Here is a 20280-nt window from a genome sequence, read left to right on the forward strand (position 1 = left end):
CGAGATCGCCAGGCCGTCCGGGACGCGATGATCCGGCCAGTCGGCGAGCTCCAGTTTCCGGGAGGAAGTCCGCTGGTGGCCGCACTCGAGCTCACCAATATCTCCAAGCATTTCGGGGCCATCCAGGCCGTCAACGACGTGTCGTTTTCGCTTCAGGCGGGCGAGGTGCTCGGGCTGATGGGCGATAACGGCGCCGGCAAGTCGACGCTGGTGAAGATGATCGCCGGCAACTTCCGGCCGAGCAGCGGCACGATGGCGCTGGAGGGGCAGGAGATCGTGCTGCACAAGCCGCTGGACGCGCGCCGGCACGGCATCGAGATCGTCCACCAGGACCTAGCGCTCTGCGACAACCTGACGGCGGCGGCCAATGTCTTCCTCGGCCGCGAGCTGCGCCGCGGCATCGGCCCCCTCAGCGTTCTCGACTACCGCTCGATGTATCAGCATGCGGGCGCGCTGTTCCGCGAGCTGAAATCCGAAACGCGGCCGCGTGACGTGGTCCGGCAGATGTCCGGCGGGCAGCGCCAGGCGGTGGCGATCGCGCGGACCATGCTGTCGAAGGCCCGGATCGTGCTGATGGACGAGCCGACCGCGGCGATCTCCGTGCGCCAGGTGGCCGAAGTGCTGAACCACATCCGGCACCTGCGCGACCGGGGCATCGCGGTGATCCTGATCAGCCACCGCATGCCCGACGTCTTTTCGGTCGCCGATCGCGTCGTGGTGATGCGGCGGGGGCGGAAGGTGGCGGACAAGCCGATCGCCCGCAGTTCGCCGGAAGAGGTGACCGGGCTGATCACCGGCGCCATCGAAATGGTATGATGAACCGCTCGCCCGGGGCAGAAACCGGAGCAGGGACACGAGGTGGCGGATGGCTGTTACTCTAGACCAGACCATCGAGCAGAAGCAGAAGACCGTATGGGCGTCCATCCTCGGGCACCAGACCTTCTGGGTGCTGGTGGCCGTCATCCTCGCCTGCGTCTTCCTGTCCTTTGCGACCGACGCGTTTGCGACCTCGAAGAACCTCTACAACATCACCCGCAACGTCACCTTCGTCGCCATCATCGCGTTGGGCATGACGCTGGTCATCATCACCGGGGGCATCGACCTGTCGGTCGGCTCGGTGCTGTGCCTGTGCAGCATGATCCTGGCCGTGGTGATGAATGCGGGCTACAGCATCGAGGTCGGCATCGCCGCCTCGGTCGCAACGGCGCTCGCGATCGGGGCGTTCAACGGCGTGCTGATCGCCTATCTCGGCTTTCCGCCCTTCGTCGTCACGCTCGGCATGCTGTCGGTGGCGCGAAGTCTGGCGATGGTCGCCTCCAACAATACCGTGGTCTTCCAGTTCGGTCCCGACCACGACAAGCTGCTCGCGCTCGGCGGCGGCGCCTGGCTGTTCGGCATCGCCAATCCGGTGCTCTACATGATCGTGCTGGCGCTCCTGACAGGCTTCGTGCTGCGCTGGACGCGCTTCGGGCGCTATCTCTTCGCCATCGGCGGCAACGAGCACGCCGCCACGCTCACCGGCGTGCCGGTCAAGCGGATCAAGGTCGCGGTCTACATGATCTCGGCGCTGTCGGCGGGGATCGCCGGCATCATCCAGACCGGCTGGCTCGGTGCCGTCACCACCAATATCGGCGCGGGGATGGAGTTGCAGGTGATCGCCGCGGCGGTCATCGGCGGCGCCAACCTCGCCGGCGGGGCGGGAACGGCGCTCGGCGCGCTGGTCGGGGCGGCACTGATCGAGGTGATCCGCAATAGCCTCGGCCTGCTCGGCATCAACGCCTTCTGGCAGGGAACCTTCATCGGCGGGGCGACGATCCTGGCCGTCCTGTTCGACCGGATCCGCAATTTCCGGCAGAGCGAGTAGGCGAGGCGGGGCCTGCGCGGCATTCCGCAGTGCTACGGGCAGGCGGATGGGCCGCAGGTGCAGGCGTGCCGATGCGTCGGCGGGAACATCAGCCGGCGGGGTCCTTCAGGTAGCTGATCACGGCGTCGGCGATCATCCCCTTGTGGCGCGTCATCGTTTCCTTCTCCGAGAGGTCGCGCCGGAAGATCGTGCCGAAGGTGTAGCGGTTGGAGACGCGGAAGAAGCAGAAGGCGCTGATCAGCATGTGCACGTCGATCGGATCGGCCTTGCGGCGAAAGGCGCCGCTGGCGTGGCCCCGTTCGAGGATGCCGGCGATCGTCTCGATGACGGAGACGTTGAGGTCGCGGATCGCCTCGGACCGCAGCATGTGGGCTGCGTGGTGGATGTTCTCGATGCTAACCAGCCGGACGAAGTCCGGGTTCGCCTCGTCGTGCTCGAACGTGGTGGAGATCAGCGTCCTCAGCGCGTCCTCCGGCTCGAGGTCGGACAGGCGGAGGTCGGCCTCGAGCGTGCGGATCTTGCGGTAGGAGCGTTCGAGCACGGAAAGGTACAGGCCCTCCTTGCTTCCGAAGTAGTAGTAGATCATGCGCTTGGAGGTGCGGGTGCGCTCGGCGATGGCGTCCACCCGCGCTCCCGCCAGCCCGTGGGTCGCGAATTCCTCGGTGGCGACGATCAGGATGTCCTCGCGCGTCCTTTGCGGATCATTCTTCCTGCCGTTCGCCGATCGCGGAGCCATTTCGCCGTCTTCCTCCAAAGTTCTGTTCGGAAAGGCATTTTCGCCGTCCCGTTCCGCCGGACGAGACTCTCCTCCCGGTCCTTCCCCAATTTCTATTGAGCCTCACGTCTTGTTTCAAGACTTGCCGCTTGACTTCCTAACTAGTTCGTACATTTTTGACGAAGCGCATGAAAGCTTGGAGGAGTGGCCAGCGCGGGTGCATTCTCGGGACCGTCCCGGCCGCAGTGCCGTGAAGTCGCGAGGCGCCATACGCCTGGGGAGGATTAATGGCCAAGACAATCGATTTCTGCTTCTTCGTGTTGAAGGCGGCGATCGCACTCCTGCTCCTGACGATGGTGATCCTCGTCTTCGGCAATGTGGTGCTGCGCTACGCCTTCAACACCGGCATCACCTACTCCGAAGAACTCTCGCGCATGTGCTTCGTGTGGCTGACCTTCCTGGGCGCCGTCGTCGCGATGCGCGAGCATGCCCATCTCGGCATGGATGCGCTGCTTACGCGGCTGCCGCCGGCGGGTGCCCGGCTCGCAGCACTCGTCGGTCAGGCGCTGGTGCTGTGGGCCACATGGCTGATGATCAGCGGAAGCTGGACGCAGACGCTGATCAACTGGCACGTCTCCGCGCCCGCCACCGGCATCTCCATGGGCCTCTTCTACGGGGCCGGCCTCGCCTTCGGCATTCCGGCCGCCCTGATCGTGCTCTGGGACATGTTTGCGATCCTCACCGGGCGGCTGGACGTCCGGGCCGGCGGGATGGTCCAGGAGAGCGAGGACGAGGCGGGGCACGTCGCCCATGCCACGCCCGAACTCTCCAATCCCGCGATGAAGCACTGAGGGCGGCGCGATGACGGTCACGATCTTTCTTGGCGCCCTGCTTGGTCCCATGGCGCTCGGCGTTCCGATCGCCTTCGCCCTGATCATCAGCGGCGTCGCGCTGATGATGTATCTCGGCCTGTTCGACGCGCAGATCGTCGCGCAGAACGTGCTGAACGGCGCGGACAGCTTTCCGCTGATGGCGGTGCCGTTCTTCATGCTGGCAGGCGAGGTGATGAATGTCGGCGGCCTGTCGCGCCGCATCGTCAACCTGGCGATGGTCATGGTCGGCCATATCCGCGGCGGGCTAGGCTTCGTCGCGATTTTCGCCGCCTGCGTCATGGCAAGCCTTTCCGGCTCGGCCGTGGCCGACGCGGCCGCGCTTGGGGCGCTGCTGCTGCCGATGATGATGAAATCCGGCCACGATCCGGCACGGGCTGGCGGCCTGCTGGCGTCCGCCTCGATCATCGCGCCGATCATTCCGCCGTCGATCGGCTTCATCCTCTACGGCGTGGTCGGCGGCGTCTCGATCACCAAGCTCTTCCTCGCCGGCATCTTTCCGGGGCTTCTGATCGCGGCGGCGCTCTGCGTCACCTGGCTGATCGTGTCGCGCAAGGATCAGTTCCAGCTACCGCCGCGGCAGGGTGCCGCGGTCCGCTGGAAGGCCTTCGTGGAAAGCATCTGGGCTCTGATACTGCCGCTGATCATCATCGTCGGACTCAAGTTCGGCGTCTTCACGCCGACCGAGGCCGGCGTCGTGGCCGCCGTCTACTCGCTGTTCGTGTCGATGGTGATCTACCGCGAATTGCCGCCGTCGAAGCTCTTCGAGGTGTTCGTGTCTGCCGCCAAGATCACCGCGGTCGTGATGTTCCTGGTCGCCTGCGCGGCGGTATCGGCCTGGCTGATCACGGTTGCGGACGTTCCCGGCGAACTGGCCAGGCTGCTCGAGCCGCTGATGGACAACCAGACGCTGCTTCTCATTGCGATCATGGTGCTGGTGGTGGCCGTCGGGACCGCGATGGACATGACGCCGACCATCCTGATCATGACGCCGGTCCTGATGCCGATCATCAAGCAGGCGGGCATCGATCCGGTCTATTTCGGCGTTATCTTCATCATCAACAATTCGATCGGGCTGATCACGCCGCCGGTGGGCACGGTGCTCAACGTCGTCTGCGGCGTGTCGAAGCTGAAGATGGAACAGCTGATGAAGGGCGTCATGCCGTTCCTGATCGCCGAACTCATCGTCCTTTTCCTGCTCGTCCTGTTCCCGCAGCTGGTGACCGTGCCGGCTGCCTGGTTCGGGCGCTAGGGACTGGTCGCGTCCGCATCTGGCGGACATTCAACCGGCACCAGCGGGGCGCTGGGCCATACTTGGGAGGAAAGCATGTTCAACAGGTTGATGAAAGTCGCGCTCGGCGTTGCCTTGCCGATCGCGATCCTGGCCGGTTCGCCGGCTGCGGCCGAGATTCGCGAGCACCAGCTGAAGTTCGCCTCAGCCAACAACAAGGGCCATCCGCAGGTCACCGGCATGGAGAAGTTCGCCGAGCTGGTCGCCGAAAAGAGCGGCGGCAAGATCGAGGTGAAGCTGTTTCCGGGCGGCGTGCTCGGCGGCGACGTGCAGACGGTCTCGGCCCTGCAGGGCGGCGTGATCGAGATGACGGTGCTCAACGCCGGCATCCTCGCCAGCAACGTCAAGCAGTTCGGCGCGGTCGACCTGCCGTTCCTGTTCGGCAGCGGCGAGGAGGCCGACAAGATCATGGACGGCGCCTTCGGTACGGGCCTGATGGAGCTTCTGCCCGATACCGGGCTGGTCGGGCTCGGCTACTGGGAGCTCGGCTTCCGCAACCTGACCAACAACCGCCATGCGGTGACGAAGCTGGAGGATATCCAGGGCCTGAAGATCCGCACGATCCAGTCGCCGATCCCGATCGAACTGTTCAACGCGCTCGGCGCCAATGCCGTACCGCTGCCCTATACCGAACTCTACACCGCGCTCGAGACCGGAACGGTGGACGGCCAGGAGAACCCGGCCGCCAACATCATCAATGCCAAGTTCTACGAGGTGCAGAAGTACATGACGGTGACGCGGCACCAGTACAATCCGCAGATCGTGCTCGTCAGCAAGAAGTTCTGGGACGGCCTCAACGACGAGGAGAAGGCCGTCTTCCAGGCTGCCGCGAACGAGGCGCGCGACTACCAGCGCCAGGTCTCGCGCGAGTTCGACGCCAAGGCCATCGCCGACATCAGGGCGACGGGCATGCAGGTGGACGAGCTTTCGCCGGAGGAGACGCAGAAGCTGCGTGACGCGGTCAAGCCGCTGATCGACAAGTTCAGCGCCGAGATCGGTCCGGAGACCGTCGCGGCACTGTTCAAGGAACTGGAAACCGTTCGCGGCAACTGAGGCCGCTGCCGGCCCGCAGGCGGACCGCGGGCCGGCTCTTTTGCGATGAAGGCAGCCAGATGGCCGAGACACTGCTGAAACCGTTCAGGGCCGGCCTGATAGGCGCCGGTATCCAGGCGTCGCTGACGCCGGCGATGCATATGCGGGAAGGCTCCGCGCAGGGGCTCGCCTACGAATACGAACTGATCGATCTGAACGAGATCGGCGCTTCGGCCGACGACCTGCCGCAGCTTCTGGCCGATGCCGAGGCCCGGGGGCTCGGCGGCCTCAACATAACCCATCCCTGCAAGCAGGCGGTCATCCCCTATCTCGACGAGCTTTCGGGCGAGGCGCGGGACCTGCGTGCGGTCAATACCGTCGTCCTGAAGAACGGGCGACGCTACGGCCACAACACCGACTGGTGGGGCTTTGCCGAGAGTTTCCGCCGCGGCCTGCCCGGCGCCGACCTCGGCGCGGTCGTGCAACTGGGCGCAGGCGGTGCGGGTGTCGCGACCGCCTATGCCATTCTTTCCATGGGCGCGCGTTCGCTTTTCGTGTTCGATCGCGAGCGGGAGCGGGCCGAAGAGCTCGCTTTCGGCATGGCCGCGATCTTCCCCGAGGCTCGGATCGAGACCGGCACCGACCTCGAAGCGGCGATGGGATCCGCCTCCGGACTGGTGCACGCCACGCCGACCGGCATGGCGAAATATCCCGGCCTGCCGCTGGAGGCTTCCCTGCTCGAGCCACGTCACTGGGTCGCCGAGATCGTCTATTTTCCGCTGGAGACGGCGCTGTTGAAGGCAGCGCGGCTGCGCGGTTGCCGGGCGCTCGACGGCGGCGGCATGGCAGTGTTCCAGGCGGTGGGGGCGTTTCGCCTGTTCACCGGGCTCGAACCCAGCGCGGAGCGGATGCTGGCGCATTTTCGCGCGATGACAGCCTGACGGGCTTCCCGGTCAGCCCTGCCGGCCGGCGATGCCATGATACAGCCTGGCGATGCGCCGGCGGAAGACGAGGCCGAGGGCCAGCAGCAGCGCACAGGGGACGATCACTGCTGCCACCAGATGGTGCGGCAGCGGCAGTCGCCCGAACAGCTCCTCCACGCCCTGGCCGAAGAAATAGCCGATCGCCGTGAACAGCGGTCCCCAGACGGCCGCGGCGACGGCATTCAGGAGCATGAACTTCGCCGTCGGGATCTGCGTCGTGCCGATCGCGATCGGGCTGATCGTGCGCAGGCCGTAGATGAAGCGGAAGGCGAAGACGAAGCCGGTCGGGTGGCGCTCCAAAAGGTGCTGGACAGAGGCTACGGCCGGCTTTGCCAGCATCCTGCCGACGAACCGGTTGGACCGCATGTGGCGGCCGGCGAAGAAGAATATCTGGTCGGCGAGGAAGGAGCCGAGCGTGGCCGCCACCGCGACCGACCAGAACGGCAGCAGAGCACGGTGCGCCAGGACGCCGCCGAGGATGACCGCCGTCTCGCCTTCCAGTCCGGCGCCGAGAAAGACGGCCAGCGCACCGTATCGTTCGATCAGGACTTCGATGGACAATTTCCGGTTCTCCGCGGGAGGATCAGGTGCGGCAGCATACCCATCGCACGGTCATCCTTCGGCGACCAGGAGCAGATAGGTGACGAAGAGCATCAGGTGCACGAAACCCTGCATCACGTTGGTCCGCCCGCTGGCGAAGGTGATCATGCTGACGGCGAGGGTGAGCACCAGCATGACCGTCTCTGCGCGGCCGAGGCCGAGCACGATGGAATGACCGCTGAGATGGCTGATCGCGAGCATGGCGGGCACCGTCAGCCCGATCGTGGAGAGCACCGAGCCCAGAAAGATGTTGACCGAGCGCTGCAGATGGTCGGCGACCGCCGCGCGCACGGCGCTGATGGCCTCGGGCGTGGCGACGAGGACGGCCATGACGACGCCGCCGAGCGCCACCGGCGCGCGCAGGGTCTCGATGACGTAGTCGATCGGTCTTGCCAGGTGATCGACCAGATAGACGACCGGCACCATGTAGGCGAAGAGAAGTGCCGCGTGCCGGATCAGCGGCTGACCGGAGGACCGGTGCGCGGGGGCAGGCCCGGGGGCAGATGCGGGGCCGGCGGCGTGCGACTGGCGGCCGTTGGTGAAGAAGAGCTTGTGCCGGCCTGTCTGCAGCACGAGGAAGGCGACGTAGAGGGCGATCGACATGACGACGAGGACGGCCTGGTGTGCGCTGGAGATCGCAGGGCCCGACGGCGACGGCTCGTATTCCGGCAGGATCAGGCTCAAGGTCGCCAGCGGCACGATCAGGCCGAGATAGGCATTGGCGCCCTGCAGGTTGTGGCGCTGTTGCGGCCGGCGCCAGGCGCCCAGGAGCAGCGACAGGCCGACCATGCCGTTGAGGATGATCATGACGACGGCAAAGAGCGTGTCGCGCACAAGCGTCGGGTTGTTGTCGCCGTGGAACATCACGGCGGAGATGGCGACGACCTCGATCGCGGTGATCGTCAGCGTCAGGATGAGCGTGCCATAGGGCTCGCCCAGGCGTTCGGCCAGTTCGTCGGCATGCCGGACGACCGAGAGTGCGGCCGTGAGGATGACGCCGAAGAGCCAGGCGAAGAGCACCGCCAGCAGGACCGGGTTGGCCAGGCCGGAGGAGAGGCGGTCACCATAGGCGGCGAAGGCCAGCGTGGTCAGTGCCGCGACGGGCAGGGCGCGTTCCCTGCGGAAAAGGCCGGCCATGCCTGCCCGCTCCTTGCGGACGGCGGCGTCGACCGGGTCCATGGTGTCGGGATCGCTCATGATGAGCAGCCGGTCCTTCGTGACAGGGTTGCCGTGACTGGGATTTGCGCGCCATTCTGCTGAGGCCGTCCGGCGCGGTCAACCTCCGCCTGCGCCGCGTCACGCCCGCTCCGGCCGGTCGACCTTCGCGGCGCGATTGCCCCTCCAAAGGGATACACGGTGAAGGGGTGGTCCGCCAGCGGCGAGTATGGTAATTTTCCGATCTCATCGGGCTTTGGGGGAAGCTTATGCGGCGTGCAGGGGCAGGACTGATCGCGATCGCAGCCGCAGTGGGTCTTGCGATCTCGGTCTACAACTACCTCATGCCGGTCAGCCTTCTGGAGCCGGACAGCAGCGTCACGGGAACGGCCGGCGCGCTTCTGGTCGTGGCCTCCTCGGCGATCATCCTCGTTGCCGCGCTCGTGCTGGCAGCCGGGTCCGGCGGGCGGGGGCTGAGGGGTTTTCTCATCTTCGGCTGTCTCGTCGGCGTGCTCGGTACCGGCTTTGCCGCCTATCTCCTCGACACCCTGCCGCTCCTGATCGCGATGGCGGTCTGCCTGATCGGCTGGCTGGCGATGTTCGCAATGCGCAGAAATCCCTATTCCGCCTGATTTCCCGAAGCTCCAGCCCGGTGCCGTGCATGAGACAGCTTCTACGCCAGATCGCTTTGTCGGCCGTCCTCGTCGCCTGTGCCGGAGGTGCGGCGCGAGCGCAGGACGCCACATGGTCCACCTTCAACGGCGACCTGGCGGCGCAGAAATATTCGCCGCTGACGCAGATCACTCCGAAGAACGTCGGCGATCTCAGGGTCGCCTGGGAGGTCCATACCGGCGACGTCTCCTCCGGCGGGCCGCCGCCCGGCGGGTTTCACATCCGCCCCGACAGTGCGGCGGCCGGCGCCGCCACGCCGCCGACGGTGTGGTCGGCCACGCCGCTCTTCGTCAACGACACGCTCTACCTCGGCACGCCGTTCTACCGCATCTTCGCGCTCGAGCCGGACACGGGCCGGGTGAAATGGACCTATGAGAGCAAGGCGGTGCTGGAGGCGCTGACGCAGCCCGACCTGAAGAACCGCGGCGTCGCCTACTGGCAGGCGGCGTCGCCGGTCGCCGACCAGCCGTGCCAGAAGCGCGTCTACATCGGCACGATGGACGCCAAGCTGCATGCGGTCGACGCCGACACCGGCAAGGCCTGCGCCGATTTCGGCAATGGCGGCATCGTCGATATCGACCAGTGGAACGTCGAGAACGCCAGGTGGCCGCTGTCGATCCTGCAGCCGCCGACGGTCCATGGCGATCTTCTGTTCGTCGGCTGGGCCGGCAAGGACTGGGCCGAGGCACAGGCGCCGCCCGGCACCGTCTTTGCGCTCGATGCCCGCACCGGCGCCCTGCGCTGGACGTTCCATGCGCTGGCCCCTGCGGCAGCGGCGCAGAGCGGCACCGGAAACGTCTGGGCGAGCATGTCTGTCGATACCGAGCGGGGGCTGCTCTACCTGCCGGTCAGTTCACCGAGCCCCAATTTCTTCGGCGGCAACCGGCTGGAGCCGGTTCCGCTCGCGACCTCGGTGACGGCGCTGCGGGCGGAGACGGGCGAAGTGGTCTGGAGCCGCCAGCTCGTCCATCACGATCTCTGGGACCTCGACACGAATTCCGCGCCGACGCTCGTCGACATCCAGAAGGACGAGCAGACGATTCCGGCGCTGGTGCAGACCTCCAAGCAGGGCTTCCTCTACGTGCTGAACCGGGAGACCGGAGAGCCTGTCTATCCGATCGAGGAGCGGCCGGTGCCGGCATCGACCATCCCCGGCGAGAAGGCCGCTCCGACCCAGCCCTATGTCGCGCTGCCCGAGGCGGTGGTGGCGGATACCTGGCCGGGTGTCTCCACGCTCGCGGATGCGGTCAGCTTCGGCTATTGCAGCCGGACGGCGGCACGGCTGCGCGACGAGGGGCGGTTCACGCCGCCGAGCCTCGAAGGCTCGCTCGTCTATCCCGGCACGATCGGCGGCGTCGAATGGGGCGGCGGGGCGGTCGATCCGAGAAGCGGCATCTTCGTGGTGAACTATTCGAGCGCCGTCCAGATCTACAAGCTGATCCCGCGCTCGGACTACGACGCCGCGGCCAAGGCGGGTTCGGAGACCGGCGGCTTCTTTCCGATGAGCGGCGCGCCCTACGGCATCCAGCTGCTGACCTTCCTCAACCCGCTCGGCATGCCCTGCTGGAAGCCGCCCTATGGCTCGATCGCGGCCTATGACCTGAAGACCGGCGCCCAGCTCTGGGACGTCCCCTTCGGCCAGGTGCAGCGCTTCGGCTTCTACATGCCCGAATCCTGGGGCTCGATCACCATCGGCGGACCCGTCATCACCGCCAGCGGGCTGGTCTTCATCGGCGCCTCGATGGATTCGCGCGTCCGGGCGCTCGACATCAGGACCGGCAAGGTGCTCTGGAAGGCGCTGGTGGACGCGCCGGCCGTCGCCCTGCCGGCGGTCTACGCATACAAGGGCAAGCAATATGTGGTCTGGGCGGCGGGCGGAAACTCGATCCTGACGCCGAAGGTCAGCGACCAGATCGTCGCCTTCAGCCTGCCCGACTGATCACGCCGACAGCCGGTCGACGATCATGTCGGCGATCGGGATGGCGGAGGTCGCGGCCGGCGAGGGGGCGTTGCAGACGTGCAGCATGCGGTCGGTGCCGGCAAACAGGAAGTCGTGCACCAGCGTGCCGTCGCGCCTGACCGCCTGCGCGCGGATGCCGGCGGCATGGGGAAGCAGGTCGGAGAGCGACAGGCCGGGGCAGTATTTTCGGCATTCCTCCAGGTATCCGCGCTTCCACAGCGAGTTACGCAGCTCCGACAGGGCCGATTTCCGGTTCTTCAGCACGGTCTTCCAGAAGCCCGGAAAGGCGACGTAGTCGGCGACGTCCTTCGGGGCGAGCGACAGGCGCGGGTAGCCTTCGCGGGCAAAGCCGATGACGGCGTTCGGGCCGACGGTGACGCTGCCGTCGATCATCCGCGTCAGATGGATCCCGAGGAAGGGCAGGTCGGGATCGGGGATCGGATAGATCAGGTGGCGAACAATGCCGTTCTTTTCGGCCGGCAGCCGGTAGTATTCGCCGCGGAAGGGGACGATGCGGTGGTCGATCGGCAGGCCGGCGAGCATTGCCAGCCGATCCGACTGGAGGCCGGCGCAGACGACGAGCTTTCGCGCTTGCCAGCTCGATCCCTCCGAAGCGATGGTGACGGCGTCGACGGCCTCGGAGATGGCGGTGACGCGCGTGGAAAGGCGCAACTCGCCGCCGAGTGCCGCAATGACGCGGCCCATCGCGCGGCAGACCTCGCCGTAGCCGACGATCCCGGTCGAGGGCACGAGCAGCGCACCGAGCCCGGTGATGGCCGGTTCGCGCTCGCGCAGTTCGCCCTGGCCGACCTGTCTCACCTCGATCGCATTCGATTTCGAGCGCTCGAACAGCGCCTCCATCCGCTTGACTTCCAGGGGGCTGGTGGCGACCAGCAGCTTGCCGCAGACGTCGAAGGGGATGCCGTGCTCGCTGCAGAACGCCTTCGTTGCCTCGGCGCCCTTGCGGCAGAGCTCGGCCTTGAGGCTTCCGGGCGGATAATAGATGCCGGCATGGATCACGCCGCTGTTGTGGCCGGTCTGGTGCCGGCCGAGGCTGTCCTCCTTCTCCAGAAGAATAAGGCTCGCGCCCGGATGCCGCTGCAGGAGCCGCATCGCCGTTGCCAGGCCGACGATGCCGCCGCCGATGACGCAGTAGTCGTATTGCATGTGCTGCCAGTTCCTCCGGTCCGCCTTGACGGCAGCATATCCGAAACGCGGCCGCATGCGAGAGCCGCCCTTCGGCGGATGCCGACAGACCGGATCAGGCGTTGGGGCGGGTGAGGATGAAGAGGACCGGGAGCGCCATGAAGGCGGCGACGATCGCAGCCGTCGAACCGGCGGGGGCGCGGGCATAGAGGAACACGGCGAAGCTGGCCGCGATCATGGCCACCGCCATCGCCTTGGCGCGCGGAGCGATCGCGCCGTTCTCCCGCCAGCGGCGGATGGGGTCGCCGAAGACGCGATGGTCCAGGAGCCAGGTCTCGAATCGCGGCGAGGAGCGGGCGAAGAGACCGGCGGCCACCAGCAGGAAGGGCGTGGTCGGCAGCAGCGGCAGGAAGATGCCGACGACGCCGACTGCGACCATGAGCCAGCCGAGGCAGAGGCAGAGGATGCGCAGGGGTTGTTTCATCGGGTTTCCGCGGGGCTGGGTCGGTGACTGATCGGCGGCGTTGATACCACGGTTGCGGCAAAGCCGACAGTTGCAGGAAAGCCGCATCCCGGGACGGTTTCGCGACCGTGCACGGAAAACGTGTGGGTTGACAAGGGGATGGGTTCCCAAGTCGCCGGCCAGTGACTAGTCTGTCGCCGCAACGGGAAAACATGTTCGTGTCGTGCAGGAGGGTGTCGCATGCGAGTTCCGGGAATTGCCACGAGCATCGCTTTCCTCAGTCTTTCCTGCATGGCGCTGTCTGTTGCCCAGGCGCAGGCGCCCGCCGGGGCACCGGCGCCGGCTGTCGTCGTCGCGCCGGCCAAGATCATGGACCTGCGTGAGAGCGTCGATCTCACCGGACGGCTGGTGGCGATCCAGAAGGTCGACATCAGGGCCCGGGTTTCCGGGTTTCTCGAGAAGCGGAACTTCACCGAAGGGCAGAAGGTGACGGCCGGAACCGTTCTCTACGAGGTGGAGGACGGCTCCTACCAGGCGGCGGTGCAGGAGATCGATGGCCAGATTCAGGCCGCCGAGGCGCAACGCGACCTGGCGGTGATCGAGTTCAACCGCTCCAACCGGCTGCTGGCCAGCAATACGGTGCCGCAGTCGCAGGTCGACATCGCCAATGCGCAGGTGAAGAAGACCGAGGCGGACCTCGTCCGGCTCAGCGGCAGCAGGGAGCAGGCGGCGCTGAACCTCTCCTATACGAAGATCACGGCACCCTTCGACGGCGTGGTGGGGCTTTCGACGGTGGATGTCGGCGCGCTGGTCGGGCCGGAGGCCGGCGCGCTCACGACGCTGACGCGTCTCGACCCGATCTATGCCGAATTCTCGGTCGCGACCGCGCTCTACATGACCTATCGCGAGCAGGTGCGCGCCGGCCAGATCAGCGCCGGCGCCAATGTTCGCATCGTCCTGCCGAACGGCACCGAATACCCCGAAAAGGGGACGATCGATTTCGTTTCCAGCAATGTCTCGCAAGGCACGGATACCGTGACGGTGCGGGCCGAATTCGCCAACTCCGACGGTCTCCTGCTCGACGGCACGCTGGTGCGCGTCGAGCTGGAGCAGTCCAACGAGCAGGACGTCCTCGTGGTCCCGCAGCAGGCGGTGCAGCGCGACCAGCAGGGCGCCTTCGTGATGCTGGTCGGCGCCGATTCCAAGGTCGAGCTCCGGCGGATCGACATTGCGCGGTCCTCGCGGGGGCAGTCGGTCGTGGCCTCCGGGCTGAAGGAAGGAGACAGGGTCATCACCGACGGCATCGGCAAGGTCCGGCCGGGAATGGTGGTGGATGCGGCTCCGGCTCCGGCAGCGGGTGGCTGAGCGATGATCTCTGAAATCTTCATCGATCGCCCGCGCTTCGCCGCGGTCATTTCCATCGTCCTGACGCTCGCCGGCCTGATCGCGATGACGCAGCTGCCGGTGGCGCAGTTCCCCGACATCGTTCCGCCGCAGGTCAGCGTCACGGCGAGCTATTCGGGTGCCGGCGCCGACGTCGTCGAGGCGACGGTGGCCCAGCCGATCGAGAGCAAGGTCGTCGGCGTCGACGACATGATCTACATGAAATCCACCAGCGGCGCGGACGGGTCCTACAACCTCACCGTCACCTTCGCCGTCGGCACCGATCCCGACATCGCCACCGTCAACGTGCAGAACCGGGTGTCGCTGGCAGAGGCCGGCCTGCCTTCGGAAGTGCAGCAGTCCGGCGTCAGCGTGCGCAAGAAATCCTCGGCGCTGATGCAGGTGATCACGATCTACGGCGAGGAGGGGAAGGACTTCGACAACCTCTTCCTGTCGAACTACGCGACCATCAACGTGCTCGACACGATCAAGCGCGTTCCCGGCGTCGGCGACGCGTCGCTGTTCGGTGCCGAGGACTATTCGATGCGGATCGTCCTCAACGTCGACCGCCTGACGAGCCTGAAGCTGACGCCAACGGACGTCATCGCGGCGCTCAGGGCGCAGAACGTCCAGGCCGCGATCGGCCGCATCGGCGCCCAGCCGATGACCGACGACCCGCTGTTCCAGCTGAACCTGCAGACCCAGGGGCGCCTGACCGATCCGTCGCAGTTCATGGACATCGTGCTGCGCGCCGAGGCGGACGGTTCGTTCGTGCGCGTGCGCGACGTGGCCGATGTGCAGCTCGGTGCGGCGAGCGCCGATTCGAGCGCGCGCTTCAATGGCCGGCCGGTGGCGATGATCGGCACCTACCAGGCGCCCGGCGCCAATGCGCTGGCGGCCGCGCGCGGCGTCAACGAGGCGATGGAGCGGCTGTCGCACAATTTTCCGGAGGGGCTGACCTATTCGGTGTCCTACGACACCGGCCAGTTCGTCGAGGCGAGCGTCGAAAACGTCGAGCACACGCTGATCGAGGCCTTCGTGCTCGTCATCATCGTCGTGTTCCTGTTCCTCGGCAGCTGGCGGGCGGCGCTGATCCCGCTGATCGCCGTTCCGGTCGCCCTGATCGGCACCTTCGCCGTCATCCTGGCGCTCGGCTTTTCGCTCAACACCGTCTCGCTGCTGGCGCTGGTGCTGGCGATCGGCATCGTCGTCGACGATGCGATCGTGGTCGTGGAGAACGTCGAGCGGGTAATGGAGGAGAACCCCGGCATGGGGGCGGCGGAGGCGGCCCGGCTCGCCATGGGCGAGATCACCGGCGCGATCGTCGCCATCACGCTGGTGCTGCTCTCGGTCTTCGTTCCCGTCGCCTTCATCCCCGGCCTCAGCGGGCAGCTGTTCCAGCAGTTCGCCGTCGCCGTCTCGGTGTCGATGGTGCTGTCGGCGATCAACGCCCTGACATTGAGCCCGGCGCTCTGCGCCATCCTGCTCAAGCCGCACCACGGGCCGAAGCGCGGCATCCTCGGCTATATCTCGCGCGGCATCGACAAGGGCCGGGACGGCTATGCCTTCGTCGCCGGCCATGTGGCCCGGCGGGTCGTCATCGGACTGGTGCTTCTGGCGGTCGCCGCGGCGTCTGCCGGCTGGCTGTTCCGGGTCGTGCCGACCGGCTTCCTGCCGGCCGAGGACCAGGGCGCCTATTTCACCGAGATCCGGCTCCCGGAAGGGGCGTCCTTCAACCGCACGGATGCGGTGGTCAAGCGGGTCGAGGGGATGCTGTCGGAGATCGAAGGCGTCGCCGACGTCATCACGGTCACCGGCTACAGCTTCCTCGACGGGCTCGCCAAGTCCAACAGCGGCTTCGCCGTCGTCACCATGAAGCCGTTTGCCGAGCGGACCTCGGCTGCGGCCTCGGTCGATGCGGCAGTGAAGACGACCATGATGAAGGGATCGACGATCCGCGAGGCGCAGATCTTCGCCTTCAACCTGCCGCCGATCATGGGGCTCGGCACCGGATCCGGCTTCGAATACCAGCTTCTCGACCTGCAGGGGCGGCCGCCGGCCGAGCTTGCCGCGACGGCGGGCGGGCTGATCATCGCCGCCAACCAGAACCCGCTCCTGGGGCCGACCTTCACCACCTATTCGGCGACGACGCCGCAGCTCTACCTCAACCTCGACCGCGACCGGCTGCAGGCGCTCGGCGTCTCGGTCAGCGACCTGTTCGCCACGCTGCAGGGCACGCTCGGATCCTACTACATCAACGACTTCAATCTCTACGGCCGCAGCTGGCGGGTGACGATGCAGGCCTCGCAGGCCGACCGGCGCTCGGTCAACGACATCAACCGCCTGCATGTGCGCAATGCCTCCGGCGATATGGTGCCGGTGGCCTCGGTCGCCAGCGTCGACTACATCGTCGGCCCGCAGTCGATCGTGCGCTACAACAACTACCGCTCGATCACGCTGAACGGCCAGCCGGCGCCGGGCGTTTCCTCCGGGCAGGCGATCGCCGCGATGGAGGCCATTTCGGCTGCGACGCTGCCGGCAGGCTACAGCTTCGAGTGGACCGGCACGGCGCTGCAGGAACTGGAAGCGGCCGGCAAGACGCCGGTGATCCTGGCCCTCGCCGTGCTCTTCGCCTACCTCTTCCTGGTGGCGCTCTACGAGAGCTGGACGATCCCGGTGCCGGTGCTGCTGTCGGTCGTCGTCGGCGTCGTCGGCGCGCTGGTTTCGATCCTCGTGACGGGGCTGTCCTTCGACATCTACGCGCAGATCGGCCTCGTCGTCCTCATCGCGCTCGCCTCGAAGAACGCGATCCTGATCGTCGAATTCGCGAAGTTCCGGCGGGAGAAGGGCGAGACCATCGTCGATGCGGCGATCGACGGCGCGCGCGCCCGCTTCCGCGCAGTGATGATGACGAGCTTCGCCTTCATCGTCGGGCTGATTCCGCTGGTGACGGCAACGGGGGCGGGCATGCTCAGCCGCCGGGCCGTCGGTACCGGTGTTGCCGGCGGCATGCTGGCCGCCTCGCTGGTCGGCATCTTCCTGATCCCCGCCCTCTACGTCACCTTCCAGTGGCTACGCGAGCGCGCCCACCGCTTCGCCGGCATCGGCAGCGCGCGGGCTCAGGCGGCCGAGACGAGGGAACACCCGACGCCGCCCGATGGCGAACAGGCAGCACAGTAGCGGCTGCGCCCGCTTCGATCCGGGCGGTCAGGTGGAGGGAGAGACCGTGCGGCGATCATCCTGTCGGCGCCGGTCGTGGTGCCGTCTCCAAGGTGCTACCGGCTGCAAAGCGTCCTGACGTTCAGCAGTCCCCAGCCATAGATGGCGTCCTTGCCCGGCGTGCCGATGTCCTCGGCCGAATTCGCAAGCTCCGCCTCGAGCTCGGGCAGCGTCAGCTCCGGTCTGGCTGCGAGCAGGACGGCGGCTGCGGCGGTCACGAAAGGTGCTGCGAAGGAGGTCCCGCTCTTCTGGCGCACCCCGGACACCGATGCCGCCGTCCAGACGCCGACCCCCGGCGCCGCGATGTCGATATGCTCGCCGCGAACGGCGCGGCGGTAGGGCTTTCGCGCACTGTCGACGGCGGTCACGGCAATGACGCCCGGATAGGCGGCCGGATAGACCGGCTTGGCGTTCGGCCCCTTGTTTCCGGCGGCCGCCACCAGGATCGCGTCCTTTTCGATCGCGGCCTGCACCGCCTTTTCCAGAAGCAGGTTGGGCGGTCCCGACAGGCTGAGGTTGACGACCCTGACGTCGCGGGCGAGCAGAAGATCCAGCGCCCGGACGAGATCGAAGACATTGGCGATATCGGCCGTCTTGCGGAACCGCTGGAAGGCATCCACGGCGACCAGTTCCGACGCCGGCAGGAGGCCGGGCACGCGGCTGCCCGCGCCGCCGACGAGAAGGGCGGCGACGGCCGTTCCATGCTGTTCGCCCGATTTCGGCCGCTCCGCGTCGTCGAGCCGCAGCACCTCCAGCCGGCCATCTGCAAAGGCCGCGTGGTCGGCATTGATCGCCGTATCGACGAGCCCGATGCGCGGCAATGCCGGGCAGGTGCCGGCACGTTCTTCCCCGGCCGCCGGCCAGCCGACCATGTCACGCATCAGCCTGCAGTCGGCGCATGGGGGGCTGACGAGCGACTGGGGCTGATAGTAGTGGTTGAAATCCACCGCGGCCGACGCACTCCTGGCGGCGACCGCCTGACGGGCGGCATCGAGCGTGACGCCTCGCGGCACGATGAGCCGGACCATCTCGCTGCCGGTCAGGGCGATCCCGGTGCGGCTGTCGACGACGTAGCCTTCCTGCTCCAGGCTGGCGATCGACGCCTCATCCAGGCCGATGGCCACGATCTCGTTGGGGGCACGGGAGGGAAGTTCCGCCTGGCGGCGGACCGGGGCGCGGCGCGCCGGTTCGCGTTTCGCCCGTTGCCAGGGCCAGCGGAATGACGGGTTCACACGCCGGATCATGTCGCGATCGCCACCGCTGCGGCTCCCGTATCCGCCGGAACCCCGGCTGCCGCCGTCGTCGTCCCCGCCGTCGTCGTCATCGGCCATCGCAACGGATGTGCCTGCGACAAGGCCGGTCTCCTGAAGCGGCGGCGTCGCAACGACGACGGCGAGGCCGAGGCAGAGCGCCAGAGAAAACCTGGCATGGCATGTGAAGAGCTGCAGCACGTTCAATCTCCGATGCAGAAGGTCGTGGGAGCCCGCATCCCGGGCGTCTGTCCATTCCAGACGTTTGACTCGACAGGTTATTCCCCGCCATGGCAAAGGTTTCGCATGATTGACGACACGCGTACAGTGCCGCAAAGGCTGGTCGCTTTCCTGCCCAATCTCAGGCGGTTTGCGATCTCGCTTTGCCGTTCGCCCGAGCTTGCGGACGATCTGGTCCAGGCGGCCTGCGAACGGGCGATCCGCTCGGCCGGCAGTTTTTCCCCCGAAAGCCGCTTCGATGCCTGGATGTTCCGGATCCTGCGCAATCTCTGGATCGACCACCTCAGGCGCGCGAAGACGGCGGGTCCGCACCAGGAGCTGGACGAGGCGGGCGATATTCCCGGGCCGGACGGGCAGGTCGTATCCCATGCGCGCCTGGATTTGCTCGAGGTGACGGCGGCGCTGATGAAGCTGCCGGAGGAGCAGCGGGAAGTGCTGGTGCTGGTGTGCGTGGAGGACCTCAGCTACCGCGAGACGGCCGAGGTGCTCTCGATCCCGATCGGCACGGTCATGAGCCGAATTGCCCGGGCGCGGAAAAATCTTGCCCGGCTGACGGGAATAGATGCCGGCGACGAACGTTCGTCCGGTACGAAAGGCGGCATGGCATGACGAGAGAGGACTTCGACGACGAGACCTTGATGGCGTTCGCCGATGGCGAACTGGACGAGGCGACGAGTGCACAATTGGAGACGGCGCTTGCGGCAGACGATGGCCTGGCGGCCCGTCTGGCGGTTTTCCTCGATACCCGCCGCACGGTCGCCGATGCACTGAAGCCGCTGATCGACGACGAGGTTCCCCCTCGTCTGGCCGAAGCCGTGGCGCGCATGGTCGAGCGTGCGGAGGGCGGAACCGGCCCGGACGAACAGACCGGTGCGCCGGACAATGTGGTTGCCCTGCATCCGCAACGGAGGCGACCGGAACCGCAGAGATGGTTCATGCAGGTCGCTGCGGGCCTTGTCGCCGTCGTTGCCGGCGTGGCCGGGTTTGCCATCGGCCGCAGCACGGACAACGCCGCCCCGGATGCGCACCAGGACCTCGCCGCCGCACTCGACGGCCAGTCCTCCGGCATGGACGTACCGCTCGGCGGCGGCGCCGTGCTGCACGTGGTGTCGACGTTTCGCGACGAGCGCGGCGAACTCTGCCGCGAGTACCAGTTGACCGACCGGGGAAACAGCACGCTCACCATCGCCTGCCGGCGGGACGGCGCGTGGCTGCCGCAGCTTGCGCTGACGTCGCAGCAGCCCGCCGACGGCTATGTGCCGGCGTCGTCGCAGGAGACGATCGATGCCTATCTCGCGTCGATCCACGCCGGCGCGCCCCTGTCTGCGGACGAGGAACGCACGGCCCTTTCCGGCGACGTCGAAAATATTACCGGAGACGGGGAATAGTCCGGTCGCGACCACGTTCTTCTCGATGA

Annotated in this window: 18 protein-coding genes; 12 read left to right on the top strand and 6 right to left on the bottom strand. The window is 66.9% G+C overall.

Annotated features, from left to right (window positions below):
- Positions 1–27: 27 nt before the first annotated feature.
- Together LQK81_RS07530 and LQK81_RS07535 are read left to right on the top strand one after the other, a co-directional pair.
- Positions 28–816, top strand: coding sequence for an ATP-binding cassette domain-containing protein (locus tag LQK81_RS07530; RefSeq protein WP_230804977.1), 789 nt, complete (start codon positions 28–30; stop codon positions 814–816).
- A 49-nt stretch (positions 817–865) separates the two neighbouring features.
- Positions 866–1864: an ABC transporter permease gene (locus LQK81_RS07535; protein ID WP_230804979.1), complete on the top strand. Its 999-nt coding sequence runs from the start codon at positions 866–868 to the stop codon at positions 1862–1864.
- 88 nt (positions 1865–1952) lie between these two features.
- On the opposite strand, the gene LQK81_RS07540 is transcribed toward LQK81_RS07535, so the two are convergent.
- Positions 1953–2600 carry a TetR/AcrR family transcriptional regulator gene (locus LQK81_RS07540; protein WP_230804981.1) on the bottom strand — a complete coding sequence of 216 codons (648 nt, stop codon included), beginning with the start codon at positions 2598–2600 and terminating at the stop codon, positions 1953–1955.
- Between the two features lie 266 nt (positions 2601–2866).
- Between LQK81_RS07540 and LQK81_RS07545 the strand changes: the two genes are divergently transcribed.
- The 4 genes from LQK81_RS07545 to LQK81_RS07560 all read left to right on the top strand — a co-directional run bounded on the left by LQK81_RS07545 (position 2867) and on the right by LQK81_RS07560 (position 6733).
- Complete coding sequence (locus LQK81_RS07545) at positions 2867–3430, top strand: TRAP transporter small permease (protein ID WP_230804983.1); 564 nt, start codon at positions 2867–2869, stop codon at positions 3428–3430.
- 10 nt (positions 3431–3440) lie between these two features.
- Complete coding sequence (locus tag LQK81_RS07550; protein WP_230804984.1) at positions 3441–4721, top strand: TRAP transporter large permease subunit; 1281 nt, start codon at positions 3441–3443, stop codon at positions 4719–4721.
- 75 nt (positions 4722–4796) lie between these two features.
- Complete coding sequence (locus LQK81_RS07555) at positions 4797–5813, top strand: TRAP transporter substrate-binding protein (RefSeq protein ID WP_230804986.1); 1017 nt, start codon at positions 4797–4799, stop codon at positions 5811–5813.
- A gap of 59 nt (positions 5814–5872) precedes the next feature.
- Positions 5873–6733, top strand: a complete 861-nt coding sequence (locus LQK81_RS07560) for a shikimate dehydrogenase (protein ID WP_230804988.1) — start codon at positions 5873–5875, stop codon at positions 6731–6733.
- 12 nt (positions 6734–6745) lie between these two features.
- Here LQK81_RS07560 and LQK81_RS07565 read toward each other — a convergent pair whose 3' ends face one another.
- Both LQK81_RS07565 and LQK81_RS07570 read right to left on the bottom strand, forming a co-directional pair.
- On the bottom strand, positions 6746–7336 hold the full coding sequence (locus LQK81_RS07565) for a DedA family protein (RefSeq protein WP_230804990.1): 591 nt from the start codon (positions 7334–7336) through the stop codon (positions 6746–6748).
- Between the two features lie 51 nt (positions 7337–7387).
- Positions 7388–8554, bottom strand: a complete 1167-nt coding sequence (locus LQK81_RS07570; protein WP_442967100.1) for a calcium:proton antiporter — start codon at positions 8552–8554, stop codon at positions 7388–7390.
- Positions 8555–8799: 245 nt separating this feature from the next.
- On the opposite strand from LQK81_RS07570, the gene LQK81_RS07575 reads away from it, so the two are divergent.
- Together LQK81_RS07575 and LQK81_RS07580 are read left to right on the top strand one after the other, a co-directional pair.
- Positions 8800–9162: a hypothetical protein gene (locus tag LQK81_RS07575; RefSeq protein ID WP_230804991.1), complete on the top strand. Its 363-nt coding sequence runs from the start codon at positions 8800–8802 to the stop codon at positions 9160–9162.
- A gap of 29 nt (positions 9163–9191) precedes the next feature.
- The gene (locus tag LQK81_RS07580; protein ID WP_230804992.1) at positions 9192–11141 is read left to right on the top strand and encodes a pyrroloquinoline quinone-dependent dehydrogenase; all 1950 of its coding nucleotides are present in this window, start codon (positions 9192–9194) and stop codon (positions 11139–11141) included.
- On the opposite strand, the gene lhgO is transcribed toward LQK81_RS07580, so the two are convergent.
- Positions 11142–12329, bottom strand: coding sequence for an L-2-hydroxyglutarate oxidase (lhgO, locus tag LQK81_RS07585; protein ID WP_230804993.1), 1188 nt, complete (start codon positions 12327–12329; stop codon positions 11142–11144). It lies immediately after the preceding gene.
- Positions 12330–12423: 94 nt separating this feature from the next.
- Positions 12424–12780 (bottom strand): YbaN family protein, encoded by a 357-nt coding sequence (locus LQK81_RS07590; RefSeq protein WP_230805620.1) that lies wholly within the window; start codon positions 12778–12780, stop codon positions 12424–12426.
- Between the two features lie 231 nt (positions 12781–13011).
- On the opposite strand from LQK81_RS07590, the gene LQK81_RS07595 reads away from it, so the two are divergent.
- Together LQK81_RS07595 and LQK81_RS07600 are read left to right on the top strand one after the other, a co-directional pair.
- On the top strand, positions 13012–14136 hold the full coding sequence (locus LQK81_RS07595) for an efflux RND transporter periplasmic adaptor subunit (protein WP_442967087.1): 1125 nt from the start codon (positions 13012–13014) through the stop codon (positions 14134–14136).
- Between the two features lie 3 nt (positions 14137–14139).
- Positions 14140–17334, top strand: a complete 3195-nt coding sequence (locus tag LQK81_RS07600; protein WP_230804994.1) for an efflux RND transporter permease subunit — start codon at positions 14140–14142, stop codon at positions 17332–17334.
- Between the two features lie 95 nt (positions 17335–17429).
- Here LQK81_RS07600 and LQK81_RS07605 read toward each other — a convergent pair whose 3' ends face one another.
- Positions 17430–18824 (bottom strand): S8 family serine peptidase, encoded by a 1395-nt coding sequence (locus tag LQK81_RS07605; protein WP_230804995.1) that lies wholly within the window; start codon positions 18822–18824, stop codon positions 17430–17432.
- Between the two features lie 105 nt (positions 18825–18929).
- Here LQK81_RS07605 and LQK81_RS07610 point away from each other — a divergent pair, with 105 nt between their 5' ends.
- Both LQK81_RS07610 and LQK81_RS07615 read left to right on the top strand, forming a co-directional pair.
- Positions 18930–19472, top strand: a complete 543-nt coding sequence (locus LQK81_RS07610) for an RNA polymerase sigma factor (RefSeq protein WP_230804996.1) — start codon at positions 18930–18932, stop codon at positions 19470–19472.
- Complete coding sequence (locus LQK81_RS07615) at positions 19469–20251, top strand: hypothetical protein (protein ID WP_230804997.1); 783 nt, start codon at positions 19469–19471, stop codon at positions 20249–20251. Before LQK81_RS07610 ends, LQK81_RS07615 begins: the two co-directional genes overlap by 4 nt.
- The last annotated feature ends 29 nt before the right edge of the window (positions 20252–20280 follow it).

Source organism: Rhizobium sp. GN54 (assembly GCF_021026345.1).
Lineage (GTDB): Bacteria > Pseudomonadota > Alphaproteobacteria > Rhizobiales > Rhizobiaceae > Mycoplana.